At 67.5% G+C, this 12094-nt stretch carries 5 protein-coding genes and 1 pseudogene; 5 read left to right on the forward strand and 1 reads right to left on the reverse strand.

Features of this window, described 5'->3' with window-relative positions:
- The first annotated feature begins 6 nt into the window (after positions 1-6).
- The 5 genes and pseudogenes from QNO09_RS04030 to QNO09_RS04050 all read left to right on the forward strand — a co-directional run.
- Complete coding sequence (locus QNO09_RS04030) at positions 7-3393, forward strand: DEAD/DEAH box helicase (RefSeq protein ID WP_283968628.1); 3387 nt, start codon at positions 7-9, stop codon at positions 3391-3393.
- Between the two features lie 76 nt (positions 3394-3469).
- Entirely contained in the window at positions 3470-4825 is a 1356-nt protein-coding gene (locus tag QNO09_RS04035) for a hypothetical protein (RefSeq protein WP_283968629.1), read from the forward strand.
- Between the two features lie 118 nt (positions 4826-4943).
- Positions 4944-7196, forward strand: coding sequence for a hypothetical protein (locus QNO09_RS04040; protein WP_283968630.1), 2253 nt, complete (start codon positions 4944-4946; stop codon positions 7194-7196).
- Positions 7193-9130 (forward strand): DUF2357 domain-containing protein, encoded by a 1938-nt coding sequence (locus tag QNO09_RS04045; protein ID WP_283968631.1) that lies wholly within the window; start codon positions 7193-7195, stop codon positions 9128-9130. The genes QNO09_RS04040 and QNO09_RS04045 overlap by 4 nt, the downstream gene beginning before the upstream one ends.
- A 178-nt stretch (positions 9131-9308) precedes the next feature.
- Positions 9309-10012: pseudogene (locus QNO09_RS04050) on the forward strand (metallophosphoesterase); the annotation flags it as partial.
- Between the two features lie 213 nt (positions 10013-10225).
- On the opposite strand, the gene QNO09_RS04055 reads toward QNO09_RS04050, so the two are convergent.
- The gene (locus QNO09_RS04055) at positions 10226-11338 is read right to left on the reverse strand and encodes a tyrosine-type recombinase/integrase (protein WP_502962243.1); all 1113 of its coding nucleotides are present in this window, start codon (positions 11336-11338) and stop codon (positions 10226-10228) included.
- Positions 11339-12094 lie beyond the last annotated feature (756 nt).

A 12094-nucleotide genomic window follows, 5' to 3' on the forward strand; every position in this document is an offset into this window, starting at 1 on the left:
CCGGTCATGCCCGCCCGTATGCCGGGAGAGCCGGTCTTCGTGTCCTTCCTCTGGCGCCGAGTGCCGCAGGAGTTCGTCGACCGGATCATTCCCGATGGCAGCGAGGTCCGCCTCTACCGTCGCCCCACAGGCCAACTCGACCTGGTCACCGACTTCGCCACGTTCGGGGTCAAGCCGGCGAGTCCCGAGGACGAACGGAGGCTCGACGAAGTCGAGGCAGCCGGTAGCAGTTGTGTGACGGTCACTGCGCATCCGGCCCGGCCGAAGCCGCCTGCGCCCGCCGCACCGCCCCGGCGCCGCACCGGTAGTCCGCATCCGCCCGCGTCGCCGGCTGGCGAACCCTTCACCTTGCGCGTGCACATCTATGCCCCCGCCGTAGGACTCGCTGTGCCGCTCAGCACCGGCCTGCTGCTCGACGTCGACGACGCCGTCGTGGAGGACGCCACCAAGTACGCGGACCGCGCGGACACCGCCAACGTCGGGGCCGTCATGGAGTTCATGAGGCGAGAGCTCTTCCTGGAACCCCGCCCCGGGGCGCCGGCCGACGCCAGGCGCATGGTGGTCTCAGCCGGACCAGCTGGTGGCTTTGCGGTCGGCTTCCGGGTGCACGGACCAGGGCTCATGGCCGACGTCGAGAATAACAGCGCCGGCTACCGCATTGTGCGCCTGCTCAGCTCGGTCCACGATCAGCGCGGCGCCGGCCAGAAGGCACTGGCCGTCGGGTCGATCGACTTCCGCGACATGACCGCCAGACAGCGAGACCGGGAGAGAATACAGCGGGGCCTCGACCTGGTGGCCAACCAGAACGGTTACCTGGCCATGTGGGACAGGTACCAAGAGCTGGAGGCCCGCCACATCAGAGGCCGGATTCGCGATTTCGGGATCATCCGCTACACCAAGGTCAAGGTCGAGTCCGATGGCCGCTGCGTGTTCACGGTGGACCTCGACCGGGCACTGCCGCGGACGCGAGCGGCCCTGGAGAACACGACAGCTGCCGAACGCGTAGAGATCGAGGCAGCAACAGACGTTCCGGCCTCCGTGACAGACTCCGCGATGACCGACCGGGAGTGGCTGGTCGCTTCCCGGGTGCAGAAGGTACGTGCCTGGATCGGCGAACCGCTCGGGTATGACAGCGTCACCGAGACCCTGAGACTCGCCGCGACCCTCAACGACCAGAAGGACCCGCCGCCCCAAGGCTGGCTCTACCTGGCACACCGCGGCGATCAGCGCCGTCTCGACCGGCGCGAGCAAGCCATGCAGAAGCTGCGCACCGACGGGACACACATTCCCGCGCTACCGACGCTGCTGGAGGGGGGTTCCTGGCCTCAGCCAGCACGACGCCGGATCACGAAGATCTCTCCTTCCGCGCTCAGCTGCTTCGCTCCCCACGGCCCGACGCCGGCCCAGCGGGAGGCGGTGCTCACCGCGCTCAACACCCCCGATGTCGCGATCATCCAAGGACCGCCTGGCACGGGCAAAACGCAGGTGATCGCCGCTCTGGTCAATCAACTGGGTGATCTCGCCCAGGGCGGAGAGGTGGCCGGCAGCACCCTGTTGACGAGTTTCCAGCACGCGGCGGTGGACCATCTGGTCACGCGAGGCTGGGTCTTCGGGCTGCCGCCGCTCAAGGTGGACTCCCGCGGCCGGGGCAGCAAGGTCGCGCTGGACACCTGGCGCATCGACGCTGCCCGCGCCGCCGACCTGCGGCTACGTGAGCGCCCGGTGGGAGAGCATCTCGCTGCTCGGCGAGCAGCCGCCGAACTGGCCGCCACCTACAGGGCGGCACCCGTACCGCCCGAATTCCTGCCCCAATTCCTCGACCAAGTACTCACCCAGCTCGGAGACATATTCGACCCCTCACTGGTCGGCGAGCTCCGCAGCCTCAGAGACGGAGCCGAGAGGAATCGCACTCGGGCCGCCGCCATGGCCGACCCCGACCTGCGCTCGGACCTCCTCCCCTACATCCGGTCGCTGCGCTGCACGGTGACCGGGTTCGAGGACGACGGGCCCCGCACGGCTCGAGCACTGCTGACACGGCTCGACCTCACCGACTCTCCGCTCTTCGACGGCATCTCCTACCAGGAGTCGCTGCGTACAGCGGCCAGAACCGCTTCACCAGAGCGTGAACTCCTTGGCTCTCTCGCCACGTTGCGCGACACCCTGCTCGACCGTCTCACCGCGCGCGTTCGGCTGCCAGAAGTCACCGTGGCCAATCCCGCGATCGCCGACCTCCTCGACCGGTTCGCAGCACAACTCGCGGAAGCGGTGACCCGGTCACCCGACGCCATAGCCGCGGCACTGCTCGATTACCGGGACGACCTGCGCAGCGATCCGGAAGGCGTCGACGACACCCTCCGCGCCTACACCGTCTCACTGGCCTCGACCTGCCAACAGGCCGTATCCAAAGCCATGGTCGATCTCGGCCGTCAAGACGGGGGCTTCGAGTCGGTCGTCGTCGACGAGGCTGCCCGGGCCAACCCGCTGGATCTCCTCATCCCCCTCGCTCAGGCCCGCCGTCGGATCGTGCTGGTCGGCGATCACGCCCAGCTCCCCCACATGCTGGAACCCGACGTGGAGCGCGAGCTGGGCTCGCTCGGCGAGGACGTCCGCGACCGGCTACAGGAAAGCCTCTTCCAGCGATTGGCACGGCAGTGGGAGCACGGTTCGTCCGACGGACATCGCCGGTTCGTCCGTCTCGACACCCAGTTCCGCATGCACCCGGTGCTCGGCAGCTTCGTCAGCGACAACTTCTACCAGGGGAAACTGCGCAACGGCCGCGAAGCGCCCGACTTCACCCACGGAATCGACCGCTACGGTGAGGTCCCCGCGGTGTGGCTTCCCGTGCCCCTGTCCGCGGGCGGCGAAACGCAACGGGGAACGAGCCGCACGCGGCACGCTGAAGCCGCTGTCATCGCGGCGGAGATCGCCGCGCTGATCGAGCGGCATCCGAACATGACGTTCGGCGTCATCTCGTTCTACGCCGCGCAGGTCACCGAGGTGTGGAAGGAACTGAAGAAGGCCGGGCTCGCCGAGTTCACCGATGCGGGCGGATGGCGCCCCGTGCCCCGGCTGTGCCGTGACGAGGACGGCGCACCGCTCGACCGGTTACGAGTCGGCACCGTAGACGCCTTCCAGGGCATGGAATTCTCCGTCACCTATCTGTCCACCGTGCGCAGCTGCGCACCGGCCGCGCGAACCGATGTCAAGCGCGCCTACGGACACCTCACCGTCGCCAACCGACTGTGCGTGGCGATGAGCCGTCAGCAGCGGCTGCTCGCCGTCGTGGGTGACGACGACATGTTCGGGCCTGGCAGTCCCCAGGTGATCGCGCCCCTGGCCGCGTTCCTGGAGCTGTGTCGGAAGGGGGCGGACGGCCGTGTCGTTCGACCGTGAGACGCCCGTCTTCCAGCTGGCCTTTCCGCCCCGGAAGCGGTATCGGCCCGTTCTGCTGCCCGTGTGGGTTCACCAGGTGACGGCGCCGACCGGCTACTCCCGCACACTGGACGTCTTCCAGACCGTGGTGCTGCGTTTGTGCGCCGCCGGAGTGCGAGACGTTGGCGACCTGTCCCGGCTCATCGGCCTGGACACCGCCCTGTGCCGCACGGTGATCGCCCGGCTTGTGGAGGGGCGGCTGATGGAACCCGGGCTGAAGCTGACCGAGGCGGGGCGGCGTACCGTGGCCGAGGGAGAGGTGGCGGAGACGGATCCCCAGCTCGTCCGGATGTTCCAGGATCCGGCCACCGGGGTGCTGCTGCCTCGTATTTTGGTCGCCGATCCGGTACGAGCCGATGTGCGGGAGCATCGCGGCCGCTGGGTCACCATTCAGTTCGGCACCGCCGGTGCCTCCAGAGAGGTTGGCGCGCTGACGCTTCGGGCCGGCGGTTCCTCGTTGCGCCCGTCGGAGCGAGATGTGCTGGAAGCCTGCAAAAGCCACGACCTGGCTGCTCGTGGGCTTCGTGGTGGTTCCCGCGGTACGCCCGACGGCGTGGTGGCGGCTCGGCGGATCGGCTTCCATGGCACGGCGATCGCCGCCTACGTGGTGTGTTACGTCGTTGAGGACGACGACGGGTCCGGGCGTATGTGGACCGTCGAGGATCCGTTCGCGGTGGGTGACGGGCGCTACGTGGCGGATCTCCTGGTGGCCCGTGCCGAAAGCGACGAGCCTTTGGGCCGGCTGATCGACGGTTTGCTCGGCGGGAGCCGCCGCGACCGGACTGCCACCGCGCGCAGGGTCGACCAGGAGCTCGCCGAGGAGGCCCGCGCCGACGTCGTACGCATGCTCGGCGAGGAGATCCGGGACCACCCTGAGGTGCTGGCTCACCTCGCAGACATCGAGTTGGCGCTTCTCAAGGACACTGCGCGGGAACGCGAGAACGCCGCACGCAATGCGATCCGTGTCTTCGAGTGCATACTTCCCGGGCTCAACGACCGCTTCCCCGCCCGGCTGCCGCCCTCCAGGGAGCCAGGGGTACGGGAGCGCGCATTCGTCCTGACCGCCCAGCGCCTGGGCGCCGCCTCTGTGCCGCCGGAGATGCGCAGATACTGCAAAGCACCGGCCAGCGGGCTGGCCGGAGACATCATCAAGGCGGTCTGGGCGGCCGGAGAGAATCCGCAACATCCGTTCGTCACGTTCATCCGGCGACGCCCCACACTCCTAGAGGATCTCGACCGGTCACGAATACTGCGCAACAACGCGACCCACGGACCGACCGGTGCCCCGGCCCCGGACGAGCTTGAGCACATCCGGACCCTCGCGTACGAAGCAGCCCGCCACATGCTCGGTCTGAGTGGTGGCCGATCCACGGACAGCGAGAAGGTGAACTGACGCCATGGGGAAGAGGCAGACGCGATCGCGTCAGAAAGGTAAGGGAGTGGTGTGGCCGGGCCAGCAGGCTGCCGCTTCCCAGCGCAGCGAGACCACCCGTGTGCGTCAGCCAGCTCCTGTGGCGCCCAGCACCACTTCGGGGAGCAACGAAACCGTCGCGCTGCTGACGGAAATACAGCAGGTGGCGAGCGAGGCGCAGGTGGTCCTGGCGGCGGGTGACAAGACCGTCGACACGCACTCCGGCTTGGAACACGCGTGGCAGCTCTACCGCGCTCTCGCCAAGCGCCAGGAAGACGCGGCGAACGCCCTAACGGTACAGGCAGAGCGGCTTCAGGCAGAGCGGGAGGAGCTCGCTGCCGCGGCTGCCCGCCAGGCAGAGGACGCGGCTTCGGTGCAGGACGAACGCGCCGCCCTGGCCACGCGCACGGAGCTCCTCGACCGCAGGGAGCGTGATCTTTCCGACCGTGAGCGATCGGCGGAAGCGCAATTCGCCGAACGTCGTCTGGCAGCCGGCCGTGAGCTGGAGAGCTGGCTGGCGGAGCAGCGGCAGACGGCCGTGGACGCCCTCGACAGCGAACGCCGGGCCCGGCATGCGAGGTGGACCGAGGAGCAGAGTCGCCTGGCCGAGGCGCAGACGGTCCTGGACCAGAGGGAAAGCGAACTGACCCAGCGCGAGAGGGACCTGCGTTCCGCGCAGCTCCGGCTGGAGGACGAACGCGAGGACATCGTCCACCTCAAAGCCGCGCTCAAGGAACAACAGGCCAGCCGGGCGGAACGGTTCGAGGGCGAGCTGACGAGCCGCACCGGCCAGCTGGTCCAGCAACTGGAGGAGTACCGGCAGAAGGCGGCTGCCCTGGCCGAGGGCAACGAGCGCCTGGGCGCTCGGCTCAACGAGTACGAAAGCGCTCTGGCGTCCCTGGGCGGCATGACCTTGGAGCAGGTCGTCGAGCGCCTTACCGAACTCCGCGCCGAGAACGCCCGCCTGCTGGAGGAGAGCGCCACGGCGCCACGGGCGGAAGCGCGCATGCTCGAGCAACTGCGGCAGCAAGTCACGCAACTCATCGCCGACAACGAGGAACTGGTGCGGGAGCGCGGAGAACTGGAGTCCGCTCTGCAACGTGACCGTATCGCGGTCAACGAGCGCCAGAACTACCTGGAGATCAACAACTGGTTGAGTGCCGCCAACGGCCAACTGCAACAGCTCCTCAACGAGGAAGCAGCCAAACTCAACGCCACAGCCCAGGCCGGCAAGGACGGTCACGTGTTCCCGGCCTGCGCACGCATGGACCGGGAGTTCGGCACACCCCTGCCTTCCGATGCGCCCATGCCGGGCATGCCCGATCTGGTGCGCCAGATGCAGGCGGTCATCCGGCAGAAGGCCGGCCTTTCCTATCGCCTGTCGGACCTGCGCCTAGTTCTGGCGGGCATGGCGATGAGCCGTCTCCATCTGTTCCAGGGCATCAGCGGCATCGGCAAGACCGGCCTGGCCCGGGCGCTGGCCGGCGCCTTCGGCAGTGACACCAGTGTCGCCGTGGTTCCCGTCCAGGCCGGCTGGCGCGATCCGCAGGACCTCATGGGTTACTACAACAGCTTCGACCGGGTCTTCTATGAATCGGAGTTCACCAAAGCCCTGTACCGCGCTCAGTGCCCCGCCTTCAAGGACCGGCCCTTCTTCATCGTCCTGGACGAGATGAACCTCTCCCATCCCGAACAGTACTTCAGCGGAGTGCTGTCGGCCCTCGCCATCAAGGACCGACCCAGACTGACGCTGACCACAGCACCGGTCGGAAACCCCGCCGACCTGATCATCGACGGAACGCACCTCGCCATTCCGGAAAACGTCTGGTTCATCGGGACGGCCAACCATGACGAAACGACCGTCGGCTTCGCCGACAAGACCTACGACCGGGCCTTCGTCCTGGAACTGCCCTGGCAGCACCCGGAGCTGCCGGTGACGCCGTGCGCACCGGCGCAGCCCCTCGGACTCGGACGTATCAGCCAGGCTTTCGGCGAGGCGCAGGCCACCTACGGCACACAGGCCGACGGCATCATCGATTTTCTCGACACCCTCTGGCGCAGGCGCTTCGCGGATGAGCTGCGCATCGGCTGGGGCAACCGGCTCGAGCTACAGATCAAGGAGTTCACACCAGTCGTGGTCGCCGCCGGAGGCAGCCCGGGGGAAGCGCTGGACCACCTGCTGGCCACACGCATCCTGCGCTCCGTCCGGGGGCGATACGACATCCATGCTGACACCCTCGACACACTGCGCACCGACCTTGTCGAAAGCCTGACACACTTCGACAGCGCTCACGAGCCGACGGCAACACAACGACTGCTGGACGACGAAATCCGCTCGCGCGGTCGGCGATGAGCCGGGAAGCGGCCGAGCCGGAACTCGGCTCTCTCCTCGTCCGCCATCTCCTTGCGGTGTCTGCCCGTCTCGCCGAGGAGGCCGCTACGCTCGACGACTGGCTGGCCATGCCGCCGATCATCCTCGACGTCACCGATGAGACGGAAGCCTTGACGGTGGAGGACGTCTTCGAGCGGGAGTCCGGTGCGCTGCGCACGGTATGCCACCGCCCGTACACGCGCCTGCGTACGGTGGAGGAAGTCCTGCCGACGTCCCAGGTGCGCTCGATCGCCGCAGGCGCGACGGCACGTCTGGCCGCCCACCCCGAGGACTGGGCCTCGCATACGCTCGCCGGTGTCCGGCCCAGCCGTCTGCTGGCCCGGCGCAGTGAGGAAAACGCCGACATCTACGAGAACCGGGTCGCGATCGCCGTCCTCAACGTGATGCGGTCGCATCTGCAGAAGCGCATCGCCAAGCTCAGGGACCTGAGCAGGATGGTGGACGATGTGCACGGCCTGCTCATGCCCTCGCAGGAAACTTCTTGGCGGGCCCGACGAGACCTAGCCAAACTGTTCAGGAACATCGAGGAATCCGGTCGACATCAGGCAGCCGCGGAGGTACGCCGACGGGCACTGGAATCCTCCCTCATGACGGTGGAGTTGATGCTGGGCTCGCCGCTGGCACGCGCGGTCGACCACCGCTCCGCACCGCCGCGCGAACTGCATCCGACGAACCTGCTGAGCAGTGATCCGCACTACCGCAGGGTGGCTCTGCTCTGGCAAGCCTGTACCGCGATCGAGACCCCGCGTCTCGGAGAAGCCGAAACGACCCGTCGGCGACAGGAGGTCCTCGGCGCCTTCGAGCGTTTCACCGGCCTCCTTCTGCTGCTCGCCTGCAAGCTGCTCCAGGCCGTCCCGGAAGCCGGCCAGCCGGTCCCTTCCCCCGGCTGCTCCACCCGTTTCCGCATGCGAGGCGAACTGCTGACGGTCACCTGGTCCCGGACGGGCGACTTCGTCCTTCACTGGCGCACGCGGCAGGTGCTCCGCGTCGTACCGATCGCGACCGACCTGTGCACGGCTCCCGACGCCTCCTCGGTCGCTGCGGCGATCACGGAGTCCCGCCGTGACCGGCCGAGCGCCGTGTGCGACAACGACCTGATCGTCTATCCAGGGCTGCTTCAAGCACGGCAGGACGCTGAGCCTGACGTCGTCCGGGCCTCCTATCGGATCGGTCGCCGCGACGGCGACGCGCCCGAGCGGCATGTCGACGTCGCTCCTCTGTCCCCTCTGGACATTTTCAGCGTCAGCCGCCTGCTGCGGGCCGTCCAATGGGCGACACTGGGTGCCGACGCGCGCGACTACCCCCACACCGTGCCCGTGCCCGCAGGCAATCGCTCCGCTCTGGCGGGCTGCGGCTGGCTCGAACCCCGGCCCGACGGTGTCGCGGTCGTACGCGCCCCGAGCCAGACCGAGTTGGAGCGTCTCCCCGCTCGACTGAAACAGACCCTCAGGCGGCACGGCAGTGGCCGGGCAACCGAGCACGAGACCCGGGGATTGCGTGTCCTGTGTGCGGCGTTGGAAGAGGCGGCCGCCAAGACCGAACTGCTCGAAGTGTGCCCGGTGTGCGCCAAGACCGGACCTCAGCGCCAGACGGTCTTCGAGCCCCGTGAGGACGGCCTGTTCGCAGCGTCCTGCACCTCGTGCCGTACCAGGTGGGAGCTCCGTCGCTGCCTGGCCTGTGGCGACACCTTCCCGTTGCTCAATCCGGACGGCCTTGCCGCTACCGGTGCTCCCGAACCCGACCTCGATCGCCGTGCCGGTGGGGTTCTCCTGGCGGTTCCGTGCTGGTCTGCGGAGCGCACCGGCCAGTCCGTCTGTCCCGCCTGCGGCACCTGCGGTGAGGCGGGACGAGTCACTTCCTGCCCGCGCGGCTGTTCGGCCCAGCCACCGCTCTGAACCGGGAAGGTGCGTCTATCCCTCGAACGGGCCGTGGCCCGGAATGCCTCGGCGCAGCACAGGCAGAACAGGATCGTCGCGGCGTCCGCTGGGCATGTGGTGTCACGTCAGTTCGGTAGAGTGGCCTCACCCTCCGCGCAGAAGCGCCCTCGGGACGGTTGCAGGCAAAGCACTCGCGCTGGACGGCCCCTGCGTCGTCCTCATCACCGACACCTACTACGGCCTACTCGACCGAGCCCGCTGGTCGGCACGGGTATGCGAGACCGTGAACGCTCTGGAAGCCGACCTGGTCTGCCACACTGGCGACATCGCGGACGGCACGGCCGCACGTCGCCGCGCGCAGGCCGCCCCGCTCGTACCGTGCGCGCGACCCGGGCTCGTGTAAACGTCACCGGCAACCACGAGTACTACAGCCGAGGCACAGGGCTGAGTCGATCTGGTGGACGAGTTGGGCTGGGAGCCGCTGCGCAACCGCCATCTGCTGGTCGAGCGCGGAGGCGACACCCTCGTGGTCGCCGGCGTGGACGACGTCACCGCCGAGGCTTCCGGACTGGAAGGCCGCTGCGCCCACCTCGCCGGAGCCTTGAACGGCGCCGACCCCGACCTGCCTGTCCTGCTCGTGGCCCACCAGCCCAAGTTCGTCGACCGGGCGGTAGCCGCCGACATCGACCTCCAACTCTCCGGTCAGACCCACGGCGGCCAGATGTGGCCCTTCCACCACCTCGTCCGCATCGACCAGCCCGCCCTCGCCAGCCTCAGCCACCGCAGCCCCCACACCCTCCTCTACACCAGCCGCCTCACGGCTTCTGGGGCCCGCCATTCCGCCCCAGCGAGATCACCCTGCCCGTGCTCCGCAGCCCGCACATGCCCACCGGGCCGTAGACGGGGCGGGCCAACACATCCGCTTGGAGTAGTCCACGAGCCGAGGGGTGCGGCGTCGACAAATGACCAGGCTCGTCTCGCCGAGGGCAAGATCCGGACCATTCCCGGGCCGGCGGCTCCAACGAACCACACGTGGACACGTTTTACACAGCTCAGCGACGCTTGGCGCCTGCACCACCAGCAGACGAAGAACCTGCTGATCTCAGCACCGAATCAAGCCGCTTCCCACAAGCCTGCATCCAAAATGCGAGCCGCCTTCGCGATGCTCCCAGGCATCAGGTGCCGGTAGGTCCGATACGTCTCCTCAATGGACTTGTGCCCCATCCATTCCGCCACGTCGGTGATCGGTATTCCGTTCCCGAGCGCGTTCGAGGCGAAGTAGTGCCGGAAGCCATACATGCCGACACCGTCCGCCGCGGGGAGGTTCCTGAAGAGCTTCTGCACACGGCGGCGTTCCATCGGTTCCGTGTAGTAGCCGCTTGGGCCGCGCAGGAGATAGCCATCCTGCGTGGTGCTGTGCTTATCCTCGTACCGCTCGATAGCTTCCCGCACTGAGCGCGGCAGAGGGACCTCCCGGAACTCCCCCGCCTTGCGGTGCTTCAGCTTCGCCGGCCTGTGCGTGTTGGAGTGGATCTGCTCATGCACTCGGTAGACGTCATCCGCCACAACGTTGTTGACGTTCACTGCCCGGGCTTCCCCGTTTCGCAAACCACAGCCCACCATCATGACGATCTCAAGCGCGAGATACTCGTCAGCGGCAGTCAGCGCCTTCTTCACATAGTCGAGGGGCGGGATGACCACCTTCTGGCGGACGTACTCCGGCTCCTGGACTCCCTTCACAGGATCGTCCGCCATGGCCCCCTTGCCATAGGCGTCCCGCAATATCGCCTTCAGAGTGCGGAAGATGTTCACCTGGTTCCCGCGGCCCACCCCATCGGCCTCCAACTCGTCCAGGAAACGCTCGACCACGATCGGCGTGACAGAGTTCAGCTTCCTTGATCCGAGACGAGGGATGATGTGCACGTTGATGGAGCTGTCGACGTGCCAGCCCGTGGAGTATTCCGTCATCCTCCGCTGCCGCGGCCGCCACTGCTTCGCGTATTCCGCGACCGTCTGCTGACCGAGTTCCCGGCGGGCCTCGGCAACGGACGGCGCCGTCTTCTTTTTCTCCGCATAGATCTGCGTAAGGCGCTCGATCGCGTCGTCCTGCGTGCCGAAGCCAGCCTCTTCACGCTCCTTGCCGAGAGCGTCCCTGAACCGAATCGTGTACGGGTGCGAGCAACGGGTCGGCCTGGAACAACCGCACTCCTTGAAGAACGACCCCATCCCACGAGCGAGCTGTCGAGCCACGCATCAAGCCTTCCGAGCAGGGCGCCGGGCGGCACAGCAGGCCCCTGCCACAGGTGCAGGTCAGCAAGCCGGACACCGTCCGGCCTGATGCTGACCTTTTGCTGACCTGGAGGCGGCAATCAGGGCCCTGACCTGCGAAAACACCCAAACGCTAGATCTTGGACTTGAACAGAGTACGCAGCACTTTGGACTCCTGGAAGACGGCTCCCTGCCAGCTTTCTGCAGGTCAAGGGCGGTCTTTACTGTACACCGGCACGCATTGGACTCGAAGATTGTGAGGAACATCGCTTCACTCTGGCAAGAAGGCTTCCTGCCTACGCCTCCGTGCGAACCAGGCTGCTGCGGTGCCGTCGCCAAGGCACCTTCTCAGACAACCGTCTCGGAATGTGCGGGGACTGGTACTGATCAGATGCTGACCTAGCTGACGACATATCAGGCACACGAGGAGCCCAGGGCGAGTCGCTTCACGCGAGCACCTATGGCAAATAAGCGGTGTAACTCGCGCCTCGGGATGGCTCGGTGTGCGGATTCCCGGCTACGCCGAAGTGAGGCCGGTCGTGCTCGGCGGCGCTCTTGCCGACACCAAAGCTTCGGCACCTTCACCGTGTGGCTGAGGCGAGACAGGTGGAGCGCGAGGACTGACAGCGAAGGGGCCGGTGACTCCCGCACGAGCGCCCTGGTGCTGGCCTCCCACGTCACGAACGTCAGCCTACGGCCGGAGTGGCACCCCTG

The sequence above is a fragment of the Streptomyces sp. 378 genome (assembly GCF_030124145.1).
In the GTDB taxonomy this organism is placed as follows: domain Bacteria; phylum Actinomycetota; class Actinomycetes; order Streptomycetales; family Streptomycetaceae; genus Streptomyces.